Source organism: Pantoea sp. WMus005 (genome assembly GCF_013415305.1).
Taxonomy (GTDB): Bacteria; Pseudomonadota; Gammaproteobacteria; order Enterobacterales; family Enterobacteriaceae; genus Pantoea; species Pantoea rara.
Genome location: NZ_JACBXU010000001.1, coordinates 305,958 through 325,664 on the forward strand (window position 1 = coordinate 305,958; position 19,707 = coordinate 325,664).

Here is a 19,707-nt window from a genome sequence, read left to right on the forward strand (position 1 = left end):
CTGACAGGAAAGCCGCAGTGAAAATTCTGGTCGATGAAAATATGCCTTATGCCCGCGAGTTATTCAGCCGGACTGGCGACGTGGTCGCGGTGCCGGGACGTCCACTACCGGTGACTGAACTCGCCGATGCCGATGGCCTGATGGTGCGCTCAGTCACCCAGGTGAATGAGGCGCTGCTGGCAGGAAAACCGGTGAAATTTGTCGGAACCGCTACGGCGGGCACCGATCATATCGACGAACACTGGCTGCAGCAGGCGGGCATTGCGTTCTCTGCCGCACCTGGCTGCAACGCCATTGCGGTGGTGGAATATGTTTTCTCTGCGCTGCTGCTGCTGGCAGAACGCGATGGTTTTACGCTGCGTGACCGCACGGTCGGCATTGTCGGCGTCGGTAATGTTGGCGGGCGGCTGCAAAAGCGGCTGGAAGCCTGGGGCATCAAAACCCTGCTGTGCGATCCGCCGCGCGCCGATCGCGGTGACGAGGGGGATTTCCTGTCGCTGGAAGCCGTGACAGAGCAGGCTGATATTCTGACGTTCCATACCCCGCTGTTTAAAGACGGTCCCTATAAAAGCTGGCATCTGGCGGATGCGGCGCTGCTGATGGCGCTGAAACCCAACACCATTCTGATTAACGCCTGTCGCGGCCCGGTGGTGGACAACAGCGCGCTGCTGGAGGTGCTGAAAATGCGCCACGATCTCAGTGTCGTGCTGGATGTGTGGGAGCCGGAGCCGGATCTCTCGCTGGCGCTGCTCGATAAGGTCGACATCGCCACACCACACATCGCGGGCTACACGCTGGAAGGCAAAGCACGCGGCACGACTCAGGTGTTTGAAGCCTGGTGTGACTTTATCGGTCAGCCGCAGCAGGTGCCGCTCAGTAGCTTGCTGCCGGTGCCGGAATTCAGTGAAATCACCCTGAATGGCCCGCTGGATCAGCCAACGCTGAAACGCCTGGCGCATCTGGTGTATGATGTGCGCCGCGATGATGCCCCCCTGCGTAAAGTGGCGGCCAAACCCGGCGAGTTTGATCGCCTGCGCAAGCAGTATCTGGAGCGTCGCGAATGGTCGTCGCTGCAGGTGACATGTGATGACGCCACAACGGCTGAGATGCTGAACCAGCTGGGCTTTAACGCAATCATCTCCCCGAAATAACGGGCGCTGCCGGTCAGTCGTCCCGGCGCGGTTTCCCGCACTGAATCATTCAGTGAACGGAAGACGCGCAAGGCTGGCATGTCTGCATGACGGCGGTTTCTGGGGGGATATACCCATTGGATTTCGGGTTGCATTGAGGCGGCGAAAGAACGAATCCCGATGAGCTTACTCAGGTAAGTGATTCCGGTGAGTGAATGCAGCCAACAAAGATGCAACGTGAAAGACGACGGGGATAAATCTGAATCCCTGGGCGGTGAATATCACCGCCTTCTGTTTTTATGTCATTGTCTGGAGTAAACCAACATGTCTGACGGCTGGAATATTGCGCTACTTGGCGCGACAGGCGCAGTAGGGAACGCTGTACTGGAACTGCTGGCGGAACGCCAGTTCCCGGTTGGTGAATTATATTTGCTGGCCAGCGAAAACAGCGCGGGCGAAATCAAGCGTTACGAGGGCCGCTCGGTGCGGGTCGAAAATGCTGAAACGTTCGACTGGTCACAGGCGCAGCTGGCCTTTTTCGTGGCGGGCCGTGATGCTTCGGCGCGGTTTGCCGATGAAGCGGCCAACGCCGGTTGTCTGGTGATCGACAGCAGCGAGCTGTTTGCGCTGGAACCCGATGTGCCGCTGGTGGTGCCGGATGTGAACCCACAGGTGCTGGCAGATTATCGTAATCGCAACATCATCAGCGTGGCGGACAATCTGGTAAGCCAGCTTCTGACCGCAATTAAACCGCTGGTGGATGCGGCCGGATTAAGTCGTTTACAGGTGACTAACCTGATTTCGGTCTCCAGCTACGGCAAAGTGGCGGTGGATGCGCTGGCCGGGGAAAGTGCCCGCTTGCTGAATGGTATTCCAGCCGATGAGCACCATTTTGGTCGTCAGCTGGCGTTTAACCTGATGCCGCAACAGGCCGACGCAGAAGGCAGCGTTGAAAGCGAACGCCGTCTGATTGATCAGGTGCGTAAGGTACTGCAGGACGAAGGCTTACCGATTGCGGTCAGCAGCGTACAGGCGCCGGTGTTCTACGGTAATGCGCAGATTGTGCACATTGAAAACCTGCGCCCGCTCTCTGCGGAAGAAGCACGTGCTGAGCTGGCGCTGGCGTCAGATATTCGTCTGAGCGAAGAGGATGAAGTGCCGACGCCGGTTACGGATGCCTCAGGCAACGGCGAGCTGAGCATTGGCGCGGTACGCAACGACTACGGTATTCCGGAGTTGCTGCAGTTCTGGTCAGTGGCGGACAACATTCGTTTTGGCGGCGCGCTGATGGCGGTGAAAACTGCTGAGAAACTGGTTCAGGAGTATCTGTAACCATGTCCGATGGTCAGACGCAAAAACTGGCGCTCGGCATCGAGTATGACGGTAGCCGTTACTACGGCTGGCAGCGTCAGAATGAAGTCCGCAGCGTGCAGGAGAAGGTAGAGCGCGCGCTGTCGAAAGTCGCCGATCATCCGGTCAGCATTTTTTGTGCGGGCCGCACCGATGCAGGCGTTCACGGAACGGGGCAGGTGGTCCATTTCGAAACGACATCGCAGCGACCTGATGGTGCCTGGACGCTGGGCGTGAACGCTAACCTGCCGCCGGATATTGCAGTGCGCTGGGTGAAAGCGGTACCGGATGAGTTTCATGCCCGCTTCAGCGCCACGGCCCGACGCTATCGCTACCTGATCTACAATCAGCGTCTGCGTCCGGCCGTGCTGGCGCAGGGCGTGACGCACTTCTACCATCCTCTGGATGCGGAGAAGATGCAGCGCGCCGGGCAATGTTTGTTAGGCGAGAATGATTTCACCTCATTCCGCGCGGTGCAGTGCCAGTCGCGTACCCCATGGCGCAACGTGATTCACCTCAACGTGACGCGTCAGGGCCCTTACGTGGTTGTGGATATCAAAGCCAACGCCTTTGTGCACCACATGGTGCGCAATATCGTGGGCAGCCTGATGGAGATAGGCTGCGGCAATAAGCCGGAGTCATGGATGGCAACGCTGCTGGCGGCGAAGGATCGGACATTAGCCGCAGCCACAGCCCGGGCGGAAGGGTTGTATCTGGTGGCGGTGGATTACCCATCCCACTTTGCGTTACCACAGCCGTCGATGGGACCATTGTTCCTCGCGGATTAATTCACTTTCAGGACTTAAAAGGGCGCGCTATGGAGTTTCTCCATTTTCTGGTCGATTTTATTCTGCACATCGATGTGCATCTGGCCGAACTGGTTGCACAGTACGGTATCTGGATTTACGCTATTTTGTTCCTGATTTTGTTCTGTGAAACCGGACTGGTGGTGACGCCATTCCTTCCGGGTGATTCGCTGCTGTTTGTGGCGGGCGCTCTGGCCGCGCTGCCGGGTAACGATCTCAATGTGCACATTATGGCGGCATTGTTAGTGGTAGCGGCGGTTCTGGGCGATGCGGTGAATTACACCATTGGCCGCTTGTTTGGCGAACGGTTGTTCAGTAACCCGAACTCGAAGATTTTCCGTCGCAGCCATCTGGATAAAACCCATGCGTTTTATGCCCGTCACGGCGGAAAAACCATTATTCTGGCGCGCTTTGTACCGATCGTCCGGACGTTCGCGCCGTTTGTGGCCGGTATGGGCCATATGTCCTATCGCCACTTTGCACTGTTCAACGTGACGGGTGCGCTGTTGTGGGTGCTGCTGTTCTCCTACGCCGGCTACCTGTTTGGCGATCTGCCGGTGGTGCAGGAAAACCTGAAGCTGCTGATTGTTGGCATTATCCTGGTCTCGATTCTGCCAGGTGTGATTGAAGTCTGGCGTCATCGCCGTCAGGCTAAGCAGCAGAAGCAGCCATAAGACTTCGCTCAGGGGTAAGACCAGATTTTTATCCACAGTCTGAACAGGTTGTGGTTTAATGAGCGACATTTACCGTCTGCTGAAGCGGTTTTCAGCAGTATCAAGACGACTGGACCAGGTCAGTTTTAAACAGAAAGGTCATCAATGAGCTGGATTGAACGCATTCTTAATAAAAGCACCGGAACGCCTGTGCGCAAAGCCAGTATCCCGGAAGGGGTCTGGACCAAATGTGACAGCTGTGGTCAGGTTCTCTACCGCGCCGAGCTGGAGCGTAATCTTGAGGTCTGCCCGAAGTGCGACCATCACATGCGTATGCATGCCCGTGAGCGCCTCGTCAGTGTCCTGGATCAGGGCACAATGGTTGAACTGGGCAGTGAACTTGAACCTAAAGATCTGCTCAAGTTCCGTGACTCCAAAAAGTATAAAGACCGTCTGGTAGCGGCCCAGAAAGATACCGGCGAGAAAGATGCGCTGGTCGTCATGAAAGGTCAGCTTCACGACATGCCGGTTGTTGCGGCAGCCTTTGAATTTGCCTTTATGGGCGGTTCAATGGGTTCTGTCGTCGGTGCGCGCTTTGTGCGTGCGGTTGAGCAGGCATTAGAAGATAACTGCCCGCTGATCTGCTTCTCCGCCAGTGGTGGTGCCCGTATGCAGGAAGCGCTGCAATCGCTGATGCAGATGGCGAAAACCAGTGCGGCTCTGGCCAAAATGCGTGAGCGCGGTCTTCCGTATATTTCCGTGCTGACTGACCCGACCATGGGTGGCGTTTCGGCCAGTTTTGCGATGCTGGGTGACCTCAATATCGCAGAACCCAAAGCGCTGATCGGTTTTGCCGGTCCACGCGTGATCGAGCAGACCGTGCGTGAAAAACTGCCGCCTGGCTTCCAGCGCAGTGAGTTCCTGATTGAGAAGGGCGCGATCGATATGATCATTCGTCGTCCGGAAATGCGTTACAAACTGGCAAGCCTGCTGGCAAAAATGATGAACCTGCCGGCACCGCTGCATGACGGTGAACAGTCCGCTCCTGCGACGACTGAATCGGAAAGCAACGAGGCCTGACAGGAGATAGAGAGGCGCGCCCGTCGCGCCTCTTACCAATGCACCGTATACCGCAGCACCAGTCTGCCAGGTATAAATAAGCAAAACGGGACATATGGACAATCTTCACCTTCCTCAAGCCACGTCGCCTTTGGCCACGTGGCTTTATTATCTTGAGCACCTGCATACTCAGGCCATCGAACTGGGTCTGGACCGTATTCGTCAGGTTGCGCTTCGTCTCGACCTGCTGAAACCTGCTCCCTTTGTCTTTACTGTGGCCGGTACCAACGGCAAAGGCACGACCTGTCGCACTCTGGAAACGCTGCTGATCGCGGCGGGCTACCGCGTTGGTGTTTACAGCTCGCCGCATCTGGTGCGCTACACCGAGCGTGTTCGGGTTCAGGGAGAGGAGCTGCGTGAAGCGCAGCACTGCGCCAGCTTTGCGGAGATTGAAGCCGGACGTGCGGATATTTCGTTAACCTATTTCGAATTTGGCACGCTCTCTGCGCTCAATCTGTTCCGCCAGGCGCAGCTGGATGTGGTGATCCTCGAAGTTGGCCTCGGCGGACGGCTGGATGCCACCAACATCGTGGATGCCGATGTCGCCGTGGTCACCAGCATTGCACTGGATCATACTGACTGGCTTGGGCCGGACCGCGAAAGCATCGGGCGTGAAAAAGCGGGTGTGTTCCGGGCGGGAAAACCTGCGGTAGTCGGTGAACCCGATATGCCTCACAGTATTGCTGTGGTCGCGCAGGAAAAAGGGGCTCAGCTATTACAATGCAAGCGTGACTGGTCCTGGCGTGTTCAGGCTGAAAGCTGGTCGCTGCGTGATGCGCAGGGCGAGCTGAACGATCTGCCACTGCCCCAGGTGCCGTTACCTAACGCGGCGACAGCACTGATGGCGCTGCGTGTCTCGCGGCTTGAGGTTAGTGAAACCCAGATTCGTGCCAGCCTGCCGCTGGCGATGCTGCCAGGGCGTTTTCAGACTATCAGTGAATCACCGCGCGTGATTCTGGATGTCGCCCATAATCCGCATGCGGCGTCCTGGCTGGCGTCGCGGCTGGCGACCCTGCCGAAACGCGGCAAAGTGCATGCCGTCGTGGGCATGCTGCATGATAAAGATATCGCCGGTACGCTGGCGGCGCTTGCACCCATGGTCGATGCCTGGTACTGCGCACCGCTTGACGGTCCACGCGGCGCCAGTGCTGAGCAACTGCTGGATTGCCTGTCGCAGGGCGAAGCCTTTAGCTCGGTTGAGCTCGCCTGGCAGCAGGCACGCCAGCGGGCAGCGCCGCAGGACACTGTGCTGGTCTGTGGTTCATTCCACACCGTTGCACAGGTCATGGAATCGATTGAAACGGAGAAAGGACGTGGCAAGTAAGTTTCAGAACCGTTTAGTCGGCACCGTTATTCTGGTCGCCGTTGGCGTGATTGTGCTACCAGGGCTGCTGGACGGTCAGAAAAAGCATTACAAAGAAGAGTTCGCTGCCATTCCGCTGGTGCCGAAACCTGATGATCAGCAGGACAGCGAAATGGTGCCACCGGTCACTCAGTCGCTGCCGGCACAGCCGCCGGAAGGCGCGGGCAATGCGGTCAGCAGCAGTAATGGCAATGGCAAAAACAACGCCACGGCAGAGCAGGGGCGGACTCAGCCGGATGAAGAGAGCGATCCGGTAGTGGTCTCGCCGCCGCCGGTTCATCAGTCTGTGCCTGCACAGACGGTGACGAAGCCGAAAGCGGTAGAGCAGCAGAAACCTAAAGTCACTGAGCAGCCTAAGCAGAAACCGGTCGAACAGCAGAAGCCAAAAGCCGTGGAACAGCCTAAACCGAAGTCGGAAGAACCGCCTAAAGCGGTCGAACAGCCGAAGCAGCAAGAGGCACCTAAAGCGGCCGAGACAACGGCACCGGCAGGGCAGGCTTATGTGGTGCAGTTAGGTGCGCTGAAAAACGCCAGCAAAGTCAATGAGATCGTCGCGCAGTTGCGGTTGTCGGGCTATCGCGCCTTTACTGTGCCTTCAACGCCGGTACAGGGTCAGATCACCCGCATTTACGTGGGGCCGGATGCCTCGAAAGCTAAAATGCAGAGCGCGGTTGGCGAGCTGAAAAGCATCTCAGGACTGGGCGGTGTCGTAAAACCGTACAGCGCCCGCTAACCCTGTGATTGGCGCTGCCGATAGCAGTAACAGGCAGCGTCTTTTGCCCGGCAGGTAGTGCGTAAAAGGCGCACTACAGCGAAAAATAGTGAAGATTTTCAACGATCTATTCGGCTGAGAATCACCCGGGCGATTGAGGTTTTTTTCATCGCCTTTTTTATGGATGCAGAAAAAGAAAACCGCTACGCAAACGTTTTCTTTTTCTGTTAGAATGCGCCCCGAACTGGATGCAGGGGTGCAATTGCACTGGCGCTGGAAGAGTTCATGATCTGGATTGATTACGTCATTATTGCGGTAGTTGGTTTTTCGGCTCTGGTCAGCCTCGTTCGTGGGTTTGTCCGGGAAGCCTTATCTCTCGTTACCTGGGGATGTGCGTTTTTTGTCGCCAGTCATTACTACGCCTACCTTGCAGTCTGGTTTACAGGTTTTGACGACGAACTGGTTCGTAACGGTATCGCTATTGGTGTGCTGTTTGTGGCTACCCTGATTGTGGGGGCGATTGTGAACTACGTTATCGGCACGCTGGTGGAGAAAACCGGCCTGTCGGGAACCGACCGGGTGTTGGGCGTCTGTTTCGGGGCGTTGCGTGGGGTGCTGATTGTAGCCGCCTTGCTATTCTTCCTTGATACATTCACTGGCTTTTCCAAAAGTCCGGACTGGCAACAGTCTCAACTCATTCCCGAGTTCAGTTATATCATCAGGTGGTTTTTTGATTACCTGAAAAGCACGTCGAGTTTTTTACCCCGGTGATGTGACCGGGAGTGCGGCTTAATGAGGAAATGACAACATGTGCGGTATTGTCGGTATCACCGGTTTCATGCCGGTCAACCAGTCGATCTATGACGCGTTAACGGTGCTCCAGCACCGCGGGCAGGATGCCGCAGGCATTTGTACCATTGATGCGCTGAAATGTTTTCGCCTGCGAAAGGCAAACGGCCTGGTCAGCGACGTTTTCGAAGCACGCCACATGCAGCGTCTGCAGGGCAATATGGGGATCGGCCACGCGCGTTATCCAACCGCGGGAAGCTCCAGTGCCTCAGAAGCGCAGCCATTCTATGTAAACTCCCCGTATGGCATCACCCTGGCGCACAACGGTAACCTGACCAACGCCCATGTGCTGCGTAAGCACCTGTTTGAAAAGGGCCGCCGTCACGTTAACACCACCTCAGATTCTGAAATCCTGCTGAACATCTTTGCGCAGGAGCTTGATCGTTTTCAAAATGATCCGCTGGAAGCCGACAACATTTTTGCTGCGGTGGCTGCCGTACATCAGCAGGTACGCGGTGCTTACGCCGTCGTGGCGATGATTATCGGTCATGGCATGGTCGCTTTTCGTGATCCCAACGGTATCCGTCCGCTGGTGCTGGGCAAGCGCGTTATCGCTGATGGTCGCACTGAATATATGGTTGCCTCCGAGAGCGTGGCGCTGGATACGCTGGGCTTTGAATTCATCCGTGACGTCGCACCGGGTGAAGCGGTTTATGTTACTGAAGCGGGCCAGCTGTCTACCCGACAGTGTGCTGAAAACCCGAAAAGCAATCCGTGTCTGTTCGAATATGTCTATTTTGCCCGTCCGGACTCTTTCCTTGATAAAATTTCCGTCTACAGCGCCCGTGTCCGCATGGGCACCAAGCTGGGCGAGAAAATTGCCCGCGAGTGGGAAGATCTTGATATCGACGTCGTGATTCCGATTCCGGAAACCTCTACCGATATCGCGCTGGAAATTGCCCGTATTCTCGACAAGCCTTATCGTCAGGGCTTCGTGAAAAACCGTTACGTAGGCCGTACCTTTATCATGCCGGGCCAGCAGTTACGTCGCAGCGCGGTTCGCCGCAAGCTCAACGCTAACCGCGCCGAATTCCGTGATAAAAACGTTCTGCTGGTAGATGACTCCATCGTACGCGGCACCACCTCAGAGCAGATCATTGAGATGGCGCGTGAAGCCGGCGCAAAACGGGTTTATCTGGCCTCCGCAGCACCGGAAATTCGCTTCCCTAACGTCTACGGCATTGATATGCCAAGCGCCACGGAACTGATCGCGCATGGCCGTGAAGTGGAAGAGATTCGCCAGCTGATTAAAGCCGATGCGCTGATTTTCCAGGACCTGGACGATCTTATCGAAGCGGTGCGTGAAGAGAACCCGGACATTGCCCAGTTTGAGTGCTCGGTGTTCAACGGTATTTACGTGACGAAAGATGTCGATCAGCAGTATCTGGAGTATCTGGAGTCGCTGCGTAACGATGATGCCAAAGCGCTTCAGCGCCAGAACGAAGTCGAAAACCTCGAGCTGCACAACGAGGGCTGATACGCTCAGCAGGCGGGCAGCATAAAGCAGGGCGGGAGCAATCCCGCCCTGTTTGTTTTCAGAAACCCGCTGGCCGCGTATGATGGCGCATTGGCTGACATAAGGTTGGAATATGAAACGACTCATCATTGGCATCTCTGGCGCAAGCGGGGTGATCTATGGCGTGCGCATGCTGCAGGTATTGCAGCAGGTAGAAGAAGTAGAAACGCATCTGGTCATGAGTCAGGCGGCCCGTCAGACGCTGGCGCTGGAGAGTGATTATTCGCTGCGTGACGTGCAGGCGCTGGCCGATGTGGTGCATGACGTGCGCGATATTGCAGCAAATATCTCGTCAGGATCGTTTAAGACGCTCGGCATGGCGATTTTACCCTGCTCAATGAAAACGCTTTCAGGCATCGTGCACAGTTACAGTGATTCGTTGCTGACCCGAGCGGCTGATGTGGTGCTAAAAGAGCAGCGCAAGCTGGTATTGTGCGTACGCGAAACCCCGCTGCATGTCGGTCATCTGCGAATGATGACCACCGCCGCGGAACTGGGGGCGATTATCATGCCGCCTGTGCCGGCATTTTATCACCGGCCTGAAACCATCGATCAGTTGATCGATCAGACCGTCAACCGGGTTATCGACCAGTTTGATATCGAATTACCTGAAGATCTCTTTGTGCGCTGGCAGGGCGCATAAAGTTCCGCTGGCGCACTTATTTAGTGCATAAGCGCGCCTCGGATCACTCTTCGTGCATTTGATGCACCAAAAGTTAACAACGTCGCTTTTTCTCTTTCACTACACTGCTATATTCCCCTCACAAATACAGCGTTTTCGCCTGTCTGACATCACGCTAACAGCGTGGATAACTTGCAGATCTGGCATGAAACATGCAAATTACTTTGCGCAAACACATCACGAACCACATAACAAAAAGCACTTCACTTGAGGGTAATCTATGAAAAAGCGTGTTCTGGCTCTTTCCCTGATGCTGGGCTTATCCAGTGCTGCCAGCGTCTTCGCGGCAGTGCCGGGTTCAATCCGTATCGGTACAGATCCAACTTACCCACCGTTTGAGTCGAAAAACGCGCAAGGCAAGCTAGTGGGCTTCGATATCGATCTCGCTAACGAAATCTGTAAACGTATTCATACCCAATGCACCTACGTTGAAAGCGACTTCGATGCGCTGATCCCTTCGCTGAAAGCGAAGAAAATTGATGCCATCATCTCCTCACTTTCCATCACAGCAAAACGTCAGGAAGAGATCGCTTTCTCGGAAAAACTTTACGCCGCTAACGCACGTTTAGTCGCACCGAAGGGATCGAAAATTCAGCCGACTATCGAGTCGCTGAAAGGCAAAAATATCGGCCTGCTGCAGGGCACCACGCAGGAAACCTATGCCAATCAGAACTGGCGGCCTAAAGGGGTTAACGTAACCCCTTATGCTAACCAGGATCTGGTTTATCAGGATCTGAATGCGGGTCGTATTGATGCTGCCTTCCAGGATGAAGTGCAGGCCAGCGAAGGTTTCCTTAAACAGCCAGTCGGTAAAAACTACGCTTTCGCCGGTCCGTCGGTGAAAGATGACAAGATCTTTGGCGTCGGCACCGGTATGGGACTGCGTAAAGATGACAGCGAACTGAAAGCGGCCATCGACAAAGCCTTCTCTGACATGCGTAAAGATGGCACCTACGACAAGATTGCGAAGAAATACTTCGATTTCAATGTGTACGGCGACTAACCATCCTGTCGCTTTACCCTCTGTTTCCGTTATGCCGGGACTGAGCCCGTTCTGCCCGAGGCAGAAACCGGACCAGTCCCGCTGATGGCGGATAGCATCTTCAACGGAGAGGTAAAGTTAAACTGCCCGTCTCGCTTGCGGGCAGCGTTTCGTTTTCACCCCACGACAGGACCCTTTCGATGCTGTATGGCTATTCTGATGTAATTCTTCGGGGCACGCTGGTGACGCTGGAGCTGGCACTCACCTCCGTCGTACTGGCCGTGCTGCTGGGCCTGATTGGCGCAGGCGCGAAACTGTCGCGCAGCCGGCCGCTGGCGATGATTTTTGAAGGCTACACCACGCTGATTCGTGGCGTGCCTGACCTCGTACTGATGCTGCTGATCTTCTACGGTCTGCAGATTGTCCTCAACCAGGTAACCGATGCGCTGGGCATGGCGCAGTTTGATATCGATCCGATGGTGGCCGGTATCATCACACTCGGCTTTATCTATGGTGCCTACTTTACCGAAACCTTCCGTGGTGCCTTTATGGCTGTGCCTCAGGGGCAGATTGAAGCGGCCACCGCATTTGGGTTTACCAGCGCGCAGGTGTTCCGTCGCATTCTGTTTCCGGCCATGATGCGCTATGCGTTGCCGGGCATCGGCAACAACTGGCAGGTGATTCTGAAAGCTACCGCACTGGTCTCACTGCTGGGACTGGAAGATGTCGTGAAGGCAACGCAACTGGCGGGGAAAAGTACCTGGCAGCCATTCTACTTTGCCATTGTAGCCGGTGTGATTTATCTGGTATTCACCACGCTGTCGAACGGTGTGCTGTGGTGGCTGAACCGTCGCTATACGGTCGGTGTGAAGAGGGCGAGTTATGATTGAGATTATTCAGGAATACTGGAAATCGCTGCTCTGGACTGACGGTTATCGTTTTACCGGTGTGGCTATCACCTTGTGGCTGCTGATCCTGTCGGTTACCGTTGGTGGCTGTCTGGCCATCCTGCTGGCGATAGCGCGGGTTTCGCCCAATCGGTTTATCAGTTTTCCGGTCTGGCTCTTTACCTACGTATTTCGCGGTACGCCGCTTTATGTGCAGTTGCTGGTCTTCTACTCCGGCATGTACACTCTGGAGATTGTGAAAGGCACTGAATTGCTGAACGCGTTTTTCCGCAGCGGCCTGAACTGTACGTTACTTGCCTTCACCCTGAACACCTGCGCCTACACCACGGAAATCTTTGCGGGTGCCATTCGTTCGGTGCCACACGGTGAGATTGAGGCAGCGCGGGCGTATGGCTTCTCCACCTTTAAACTCTATCGCTGTATTATCCTGCCCTCGGCGCTGCGCACGGCACTGCCGGCCTACAGCAACGAAGTGATTCTGATGCTGCACTCCACGGCGCTGGCCTTTACCGCTACGGTGCCCGATCTGCTGAAAATCGCACGGGATATTAACTCAGCGACTTATCAGCCGTTTACCGCCTTTGGCCTGGCGGCTGTGTTGTACCTGATTATCTCTTACGTGTTAATCAGCCTGTTCCGCCTGGCGGAACGTCGCTGGCTGGCCCACGTGAAACCCTCTTCATCGCATTGAGTAGAACTATGGCTGACAATAAATTAAGCGTCACCGAATTGCATAAACGTTACGGTGAACATGAAGTGCTGAAAGGGGTCTCGTTAACTGCTAAAGCGGGCGATGTGATCAGTATCATTGGGTCGTCCGGTTCAGGGAAAAGTACCTTTTTACGCTGCATCAACTTCCTCGAAAAACCAAGCGAGGGCAGCATCGTGGTCAATAACCAGCAGATTACGCTGGTTCGCGACAAGGATGGTCAGCTCAAAGTGGCTGACAAAGAGCAGCTCCGCGCATTGCGTACCAGCCTCACCATGGTGTTCCAGCACTTCAATCTCTGGAGCCACATGACGGTGCTGGAAAACGTGATGGAAGCGCCGATTCAGGTGCTGGGCCTGAGCAAAGCGGAAGCGCGTGAGCGCGCAATTCGCTATCTCGATAAAGTGGGCATTGATGCACGGGCGCAGGCGAAGTACCCGGTACACCTCTCTGGTGGACAGCAGCAGCGTGTGTCGATCGCACGCGCGCTGGCGATGGAGCCGGAAGTGTTGCTGTTTGATGAACCGACGTCGGCGCTGGATCCGGAACTGGTAGGCGAAGTGCTGCGCATCATGCAGAAACTGGCGGAAGAGGGCAAAACCATGGTGGTGGTTACCCACGAGATGGAGTTTGCCCGTCACGTCTCCAGTCATGTGATTTTCCTGCATCAGGGCAAAATTGAAGAGCAGGGGCCACCTGCGGACGTGTTCGGCAGCCCGAAAAGTCCACGCTTACAGCAGTTCCTCAAGGGATCGCTTAAGTAGTCCTGCGCCCGCGTCTGGAAGGCGCGGGCTTCAGGTTAATGCTTCACCACATCCTGCAACGCCTCCTGCAGATCGTACCAGCGGAAGGCAAACCCTGACGCTTCCAGCTGCTTTGGCAGCACATGCTGTCCTCCCAGCACCAGTACCGATGATTCGCCCATCATCAGCTTAATAGCGCTGGCAGGCGTGCGCATAAAGGCCGGACGATGCATGACCCGGCCCAGCGTGGCGGCAAACTGCTCATTACGCACCGCGTAAGGTGCAACCATATTGAACGGCCCCCGCAGATTGTCGTGATCCAGCAGCCAGATAATGGCGTTAAGCATGTCATCAATGTGGATCCACGGCATGTACTGTTTGCCACTGCCGATCGGCCCGCCGATGCCGAGCTTAAAGGGCAGCTTCATTTTGCTGAGCGCGCCACCCTCGGGTGCCAGCACCACGCCGGTACGCAGCAGACAGACGCGGGTGCGTTCGCTTTCAGCGGTGAGCGCCAGCTGCTCCCAGCGGGCGCAGAGCTGATGCGTAAACTCATCCTGCCCCTGATCCTCTTCGGTCAGCACCAGATCGCCGGTATTGCCATAAAAGCCGGTTGCTGAACCTGAGATGAATACGGAGGGTGGCGTGGCGCTGGCGTTGATCAGTGAGGCGATCTGCTCCGTTATCTGCCAGCGACTTTCGCACAACTGCTGCTTATGCGGCTCTGTCCAGCGTTTGTCGGCGATAGGTTCACCCGCCAGATTAATCACCGCATCGACGTTATTCAGATTCGACTGTTGCGTCAGTCCTGACCATAGCGAGACGTTATCGCCCAGTTTTTCACGTGCGCTGACCACATCGCGCGTTACCACACTGAGCTGATGGCCCAGCTGTTGCAGGCGAGGAATCAGGTGACGGCCAATCAGTCCTGTGCCACCGGTAATAAGAATGTGCATGTTGCAGCTCCCTTGATGTTTTTGTTATTTGCACCTTTCAGCATAGAAGAGTGGAGCCACTCTAGAGTGAGTCGCGTCGCGCTTTCTTCTTCCGGAAGCAGAGATCGGATCAGCTCAGCGTTGCCTTCGCAAAAAAAAATCGGTAAACATGATGCAATCCTGACAGCCAATTGAGGTAACCGATGAATTATCCGTCCATCACCCTGTGGTCAGATTCATCATTTTTTAGTCCTTACGCCATGTCGGCCTACGTTGCCCTTAACGAAAAAGGGATCCCTTTCCATCTGAAACGCGTCGATTTGTCACAGAATCAGCAATACGCCGCGGCATACCGTGAGCTGTCGCTGACCTGCCGGGTTCCAACCCTGCAGATTGATGACTTTCTGTTAAGCGAATCCTCGGCGATTGCCGAATACCTTGAAGAGCGTTTTCCGGCACCTGAGTTTGAACGCCTTTATCCACGTGACCGCGAGAAGCGCGCGCGCGCCAGAGAGATTCAGGCCTGGTTGCGCAGCGACTTCCTGTGGATTCGTCAGGAGCGTCCGACAGAGGTGCTGTTTGCCGGTGAACGCTTTGCGCCGCTGACCACGTCAGCCCAGCAGGCAGTAGATAAACTCGTTACGGCTGTCGATCGTCTGCTGCCAGACGGACAGCAGAACCTGTTTGGCGAGTGGTCAATTGCAGATACCGATCTGGCGGTGATGCTTAACCGGCTGGTGCTGCATGGCGATCCTTTGCCTGCACGCTTACAGCATTATGCTGAGTTTCAGTGGCAGCGAGCCTCGGTACAGCTGTGGTTAGCAGAAAGTGGTAAAAATCGGTAACAGCCAGGGCTTGCTCAGGCTGGCGGAAGTGATTACCTTACGCCACATAAAAATAAAGACGTGGCAAACTGCGTACACAACTGTACGCCAAACAGGAAAGGGTTACGGATGGTGGATCAAACTGCGGGTGACGGCATCGAGTGGGTCGATATCGTAAACGAAGAGAATGAAGTCGTTGCTCAGGCGACCCGCGCGCAGATGCGTGCTCAGTGCCTGCGTCACCGCGCCACCTATATCGTGGTTCATGACGGTATGGGTAAGATTCTGGTACAGCGTCGCACCGAGATAAAAGATTTTATGCCGGGCAAACTGGACGCAACCGCAGGCGGCGTGGTGCAGAGCGGTGAAGATATGCTGGAATCTGCGCGACGTGAAGCGGAAGAGGAGTTAGGGATTGCCGCCGTGCCGTTTGCTGAGCATGGCAAATTCTACTTCGAAGATCAGCATTGCCGTGTCTGGGGCGGTCTGTTCAGTTGTGTGTCACACGGCCCATTCGCCATGCAGGAATCGGAAGTCGATGAGATTATCTGGATGACGCCCGATGAGATCACCGCACGCTGTGATGAGTTCACCGACGATTCGCTGAAAGCACTCTCCCTGTGGATGAGCCGCAACGGCGATAACCGGGCCTGATAACAGAAGCTCTGACGCGTGTCAGCGACCCGCGTTTACGCGTACAGCGTTTTTACCGGCGAAAAAAAGGCATGCTCTGGGGCATGCCTTTTTTGTTCCTGACAGACGCTTAGCCTTCAGCCTGCTGAGACTGAATAGCCGTCAGGGCGATGGTATAGACGATGTCGTCAACCAGCGCACCGCGCGACAGATCGTTGACCGGCTTACGCATACCCTGCAGCATCGGTCCGATTGAGATCAGATCGGCTGAACGCTGTACCGCTTTATACGTGGTGTTACCGGTGTTGAGATCCGGGAAGATAAACACGGTAGCGCGACCTGCAACCTGTGAATCAGGCGCTTTCGATTTCGCCACATCTTCCATGATCGCGGCGTCATACTGCAGCGGACCATCAATGACCAGATCAGGACGTTTCTCCTGCGCAATGCGCGTTGCTTCACGCACTTTCTCAACATCGCTACCTGCACCTGATGTACCGGTAGAGTAGGAGATCATCGCCACACGCGGATCGATACCGAAGGCGCTGGCAGAATCAGCTGACTGGATAGCGATCTCAGCCAGCTGTTCAGCGGTCGGATCCGGGTTAATCGCGCAGTCACCGTAAACCAGTACCTGCTCCGGCAGCAGCATAAAGAACACGGATGAAACCAGTGAGCTGTTCGGCGCGGTTTTGATCAACTGCAGTGGCGGACGAATGGTGTTGGCGGTGGTGTGGACCGCTCCTGAAACCAGACCATCCACTTCGCCGCTCTCCAGCATCATGGTGCCAAGCACCACGTTATCTTCCAGCTGCTCCTGCGCGACCACTTCGGTCATGCCTTTGCTCTTACGCAGCTCAACAAGACGTGGCACGTAGTTTTCACGCACCTGTTCCGGGTCAACAATCTCGACGCCTTTGCCCAGTACGACACCCTGAGCCGCAGCGACACGCTGGATCTCATCCGGATTGCCTAACAGTACGCAGGTGGCGATACCGCGCTCAGCACAGATAGAGGCCGCTTTGACCGTACGCGGCTCATCACCTTCTGGCAGTACGACGCGTTTACCCGCTTTACGCGCCAGTTCAGTCAGCTGATAACGGAAGGCTGGTGGCGACAGGCGACGGCTGCGCTCTGAGGTGGCGGTCAGTGACTCAATCCAGTCAGCATTGATGTAGCTGGCCACATATTCCTGCACTTTCTCAATGCGCTGTGTATCGTCAGCAGGGACTTCAAGGTTAAAGCTCTGCAGGCTCAGGGAGGTCTGCCACGTATTGGTTTTCACCATAAACACCGGCAGGCCGGTCTGGAAGGCGCGGTCGCAGAGACGGGCGATGCGATCGTCAATCTCGTAGTTACCGGTCAGCAGGATTGCACCAATCTCAATGCCGTTCATCGCGGCCAGACAAGCGGCGACCAGCACATCAGGGCGGTCTGCGGACGTCACCAGCAGTGAGCCTGGACGGAAATGCTCCAGCATGTGCGGGATACTACGTGCGCAGAAAGTGACGGATTTAACCCGGCGGGTCTGAATCTCACCTTCGTTGATGATACGGGCATCCAGGTGACGGCACATATCGATCGCGCGGGTGGCGATCAGATCAAAGCTCCACGGAACGCAGCCCAGCACCGGCAGCGGACTGTCTGAGAACAGCTGTTTAGGATCGATATTGGCGATGCTGGCTTTTGACGAGTCATCAAAGATCTCTGACAGGTCAGGGCGGGTACGCCCCTGATCATCGACCGGCGCGTTGAGTTTATTGATAATCACGCCCGTGATATTTTTGTTTTTCTGACCACCGAAGCTGCTCTGAGTCAGTTCAATGCGCTCTTTCAGTTGTGCCGGAGAGTCATTGCCCAGCGCCATCACGAAGACGATTTCCGCATTCAGGGTTTTGGCGATTTCATAGTTCAGCGCGTTGGCGAACTGATGCTTACGGGTCGGGACAAGCCCTTCAACCAGCACCACTTCCGCATCCTGCGTGTTGGCATGGTAGCGGGAGATGATCTCTTCCATCAGCACATCCTGCTGGTTCGATCCCAGCAGTGATTCCACACGTGACATCTGCAGCGGTTCAGCGGCAGGAATCGAGGAGTTCTTACGGATAATAGTGGTGGTTTGATCCGGCGTATCGCCGCCGCTACGCGGCTGAGCAATCGGCTTAAAGACGCTGAGACGAACGCCTTTGCGCTCCATGGCGCGGATTACGCCGAGGCTGACACTGGTCAGGCCGACGCTGGTGCCGGTCGGAATGAGCATAATTGTACGTGACACGTTTGAACCTCTCAGTAATGGCAGGGTGTCAAAAACAACTCCGCCAGCCTGAGCTGACGGAGAGAAGTGTTTTACGCAGTCAGACGCGCGGCGTCCTGGGCGATGACCAGTTCTTCGTTGGTCGGAATCACCAGCGCCGGGCGGGTGCCTTCTTTATTGATGTAACCAGACTTGCCGAAACGGGCTGCCAGGTTGCGATCGTGGTCAACGTCAAAGCCCAGTAGCGCCAGTTTTTTTAGTGAGAGTTCACGCACCATCGCGGCGTTTTCGCCGATACCGCCAGTAAACACTACAGCGTCAAGACGGCCATCCATCAGCGCGGTGTAGCTGCCGATATATTTTGCCAGACGATGACAGAAGACATCCATTGCACGCTTCGCATCTTCTTTGGTGGTGTAGTTATCTTCAACGTAGCGGCAGTCGCTTGTGACTTCGGTCAGACCTAACAGGCCAGACTCCTTGGTCAGCAGTTTATTGATGGCGTCAACGCTCATACCCAGCGTATCGTGCAGGAAGAAGATTATAGCCGGGTCGATGTCGCCACTGCGCGTACCCATCACCAGGCCTTCCAGCGGAGTCAGACCCATTGAGGTGTCCACACACTCGCCGTTGCGAATAGCAGAGACCGAACCGCCATTGCCGAGGTGGCAGGTGATGATGTTCAGTGACGCCAGTGGCTTGTTAAGCATTTTGGCCGCTTCGTGAGTCACGTAGAAGTGGCTGGTACCATGCGCGCCATAGCGACGAACGCCATGTTCTTTGTACAATTTGTACGGCAGTGCATAGAGATAAGACTCTTCCGGCATTGTCTGATGGAAAGCGGTGTCAAATACCGCCACATTCTTGTCTGACAGGTGAGGGAAATTTTTCATCGCTTCATCAATGCCGATCAGGTGAGCCGGATTGTGCAGCGGTGCGAAAGAGGAGGCGTCTTTAATGCCCTGGACGATTTCTTCAGTGATGATGACTGACTGAGTCAGCTTCTCGCCGCCGTGAACGATACGATGGCCGATTGCAGCAATTTGTGCCGAAAGCTCAGGTTTTTGTGCCAGAATGGATTTAACGATAAAGTTCAGCGCTTCGCTGTGCGCGGCGCCAGCACCCAGAGGCGCTTCCTGTTTTTCGCCTTCCAGCTTCCATTTGATGCGGGCTTCAGGCAGATGGAAACATTCCGCCAGGCCTGACAGAAACTCTTCACCGCTGGCAGGGTTGAGAATGGCAAACTTAAGGGAAGAGCTGCCACAGTTCAGAACCAGAACTAACTTACTCGACATGGAAGTACCTATTTTTTGAGAGTGGCTAAATAAAAGGCAATCAGACTATCAGCGTAGCCCATGAAAGCTGGTAGATTAATGACAAACATCATGCGGTAGACAGATATCTGCGATTCCGCAAAAAATTTCGGCAATCTTACGCGAAAATTTGAAGATTGCCTTGTCGAAACCTGGCTCAGGGCTCTTCCCAAAGGCGCATTCCGCTTCCGGAGAAGTGTTAAAACGGCGTCAGAATAGCTGGAGT

Annotated in this window: 19 protein-coding genes; 16 read left to right on the forward strand and 3 right to left on the reverse strand. The window is 55.4% G+C overall.

Features of this window, described 5'->3' with window-relative positions:
* Nucleotides 1-17: 17 nt before the first annotated feature.
* From pdxB to hisP, 14 genes are all read left to right on the forward strand, one after another.
* Complete coding sequence (pdxB, locus tag HZZ01_RS01450; protein ID WP_179895200.1) at nt 18-1,151, forward strand: 4-phosphoerythronate dehydrogenase PdxB; 1,134 nt, start codon at nt 18-20, stop codon at nt 1,149-1,151.
* A 303-nt stretch (nt 1,152-1,454) separates the two neighbouring features.
* Complete coding sequence (locus tag HZZ01_RS01455) at nt 1,455-2,462, forward strand: aspartate-semialdehyde dehydrogenase (RefSeq protein ID WP_136199010.1); 1,008 nt, start codon at nt 1,455-1,457, stop codon at nt 2,460-2,462.
* Nucleotides 2,463-2,464: 2 nt separating this feature from the next.
* Nucleotides 2,465-3,268 carry a tRNA pseudouridine(38-40) synthase TruA gene (truA, locus tag HZZ01_RS01460; RefSeq protein WP_179895201.1) on the forward strand — a complete coding sequence of 268 codons (804 nt, stop codon included), beginning with the start codon at nt 2,465-2,467 and terminating at the stop codon, nt 3,266-3,268.
* Nucleotides 3,269-3,297: 29 nt separating this feature from the next.
* A complete protein-coding gene (locus tag HZZ01_RS01465; protein ID WP_179895202.1) occupies nt 3,298-3,960 on the forward strand; it encodes a DedA family protein in 663 nt (220 codons plus the stop codon).
* A gap of 144 nt (nt 3,961-4,104) precedes the next feature.
* Nucleotides 4,105-5,019, forward strand: a complete 915-nt coding sequence (gene accD / locus HZZ01_RS01470) for an acetyl-CoA carboxylase, carboxyltransferase subunit beta (RefSeq protein ID WP_179895203.1) — start codon at nt 4,105-4,107, stop codon at nt 5,017-5,019.
* 94 nt (nt 5,020-5,113) lie between these two features.
* Nucleotides 5,114-6,382: a bifunctional tetrahydrofolate synthase/dihydrofolate synthase gene (gene folC / locus HZZ01_RS01475; RefSeq protein WP_179895204.1), complete on the forward strand. Its 1,269-nt coding sequence runs from the start codon at nt 5,114-5,116 to the stop codon at nt 6,380-6,382.
* Nucleotides 6,372-7,154 (forward strand): cell division protein DedD, encoded by a 783-nt coding sequence (gene dedD / locus HZZ01_RS01480; RefSeq protein WP_179895205.1) that lies wholly within the window; start codon nt 6,372-6,374, stop codon nt 7,152-7,154. Before folC ends, dedD begins: the two co-directional genes overlap by 11 nt.
* Before the next feature lie 264 nt (nt 7,155-7,418).
* Nucleotides 7,419-7,904 carry a colicin V production protein gene (cvpA, locus tag HZZ01_RS01485; RefSeq protein ID WP_003854265.1) on the forward strand — a complete coding sequence of 162 codons (486 nt, stop codon included), beginning with the start codon at nt 7,419-7,421 and terminating at the stop codon, nt 7,902-7,904.
* Between the two features lie 37 nt (nt 7,905-7,941).
* The gene (gene purF / locus HZZ01_RS01490; RefSeq protein ID WP_013358590.1) at nt 7,942-9,459 is read left to right on the forward strand and encodes an amidophosphoribosyltransferase; all 1,518 of its coding nucleotides are present in this window, start codon (nt 7,942-7,944) and stop codon (nt 9,457-9,459) included.
* A gap of 112 nt (nt 9,460-9,571) precedes the next feature.
* On the forward strand, nt 9,572-10,141 hold the full coding sequence (locus tag HZZ01_RS01495; RefSeq protein ID WP_179895206.1) for a UbiX family flavin prenyltransferase: 570 nt from the start codon (nt 9,572-9,574) through the stop codon (nt 10,139-10,141).
* Between the two features lie 259 nt (nt 10,142-10,400).
* Nucleotides 10,401-11,183 (forward strand): lysine/arginine/ornithine ABC transporter substrate-binding protein ArgT, encoded by a 783-nt coding sequence (gene argT / locus HZZ01_RS01500; RefSeq protein ID WP_179895207.1) that lies wholly within the window; start codon nt 10,401-10,403, stop codon nt 11,181-11,183.
* A gap of 179 nt (nt 11,184-11,362) precedes the next feature.
* Entirely contained in the window at nt 11,363-12,052 is a 690-nt protein-coding gene (locus tag HZZ01_RS01505) for a histidine ABC transporter permease HisQ (RefSeq protein ID WP_003854260.1), read from the forward strand.
* Nucleotides 12,045-12,761, forward strand: coding sequence for an ABC transporter permease (locus HZZ01_RS01510; protein ID WP_090959168.1), 717 nt, complete (start codon nt 12,045-12,047; stop codon nt 12,759-12,761). Before HZZ01_RS01505 ends, HZZ01_RS01510 begins: the two co-directional genes overlap by 8 nt.
* 8 nt (nt 12,762-12,769) lie before the next feature.
* Nucleotides 12,770-13,543, forward strand: a complete 774-nt coding sequence (hisP, locus tag HZZ01_RS01515) for a histidine ABC transporter ATP-binding protein HisP (RefSeq protein ID WP_179895208.1) — start codon at nt 12,770-12,772, stop codon at nt 13,541-13,543.
* A 35-nt stretch (nt 13,544-13,578) separates the two neighbouring features.
* On the opposite strand, the gene HZZ01_RS01520 is transcribed toward hisP, so the two are convergent.
* Nucleotides 13,579-14,478 carry a TIGR01777 family oxidoreductase gene (locus HZZ01_RS01520; RefSeq protein WP_179895209.1) on the reverse strand — a complete coding sequence of 300 codons (900 nt, stop codon included), beginning with the start codon at nt 14,476-14,478 and terminating at the stop codon, nt 13,579-13,581.
* 182 nt (nt 14,479-14,660) lie between these two features.
* Here HZZ01_RS01520 and yfcF point away from each other — a divergent pair, with 182 nt between their 5' ends.
* Nucleotides 14,661-15,302 carry a glutathione transferase gene (gene yfcF, locus HZZ01_RS01525; protein WP_179895210.1) on the forward strand — a complete coding sequence of 214 codons (642 nt, stop codon included), beginning with the start codon at nt 14,661-14,663 and terminating at the stop codon, nt 15,300-15,302.
* A 108-nt stretch (nt 15,303-15,410) separates the two neighbouring features.
* Entirely contained in the window at nt 15,411-15,935 is a 525-nt protein-coding gene (gene yfcD, locus HZZ01_RS01530; protein WP_003854255.1) for an NUDIX hydrolase YfcD, read from the forward strand.
* 109 nt (nt 15,936-16,044) lie between these two features.
* Here the strand turns inward: yfcD and pta are convergent, their stop codons facing one another.
* Nucleotides 16,045-18,174 carry a phosphate acetyltransferase gene (gene pta / locus HZZ01_RS01535; protein WP_179897013.1) on the reverse strand — a complete coding sequence of 710 codons (2,130 nt, stop codon included), beginning with the start codon at nt 18,172-18,174 and terminating at the stop codon, nt 16,045-16,047.
* 86 nt (nt 18,175-18,260) lie between these two features.
* Complete coding sequence (ackA, locus tag HZZ01_RS01540) at nt 18,261-19,463, reverse strand: acetate kinase (protein WP_179895211.1); 1,203 nt, start codon at nt 19,461-19,463, stop codon at nt 18,261-18,263.
* Between the last annotated feature and the right edge of the window lie 244 nt (nt 19,464-19,707).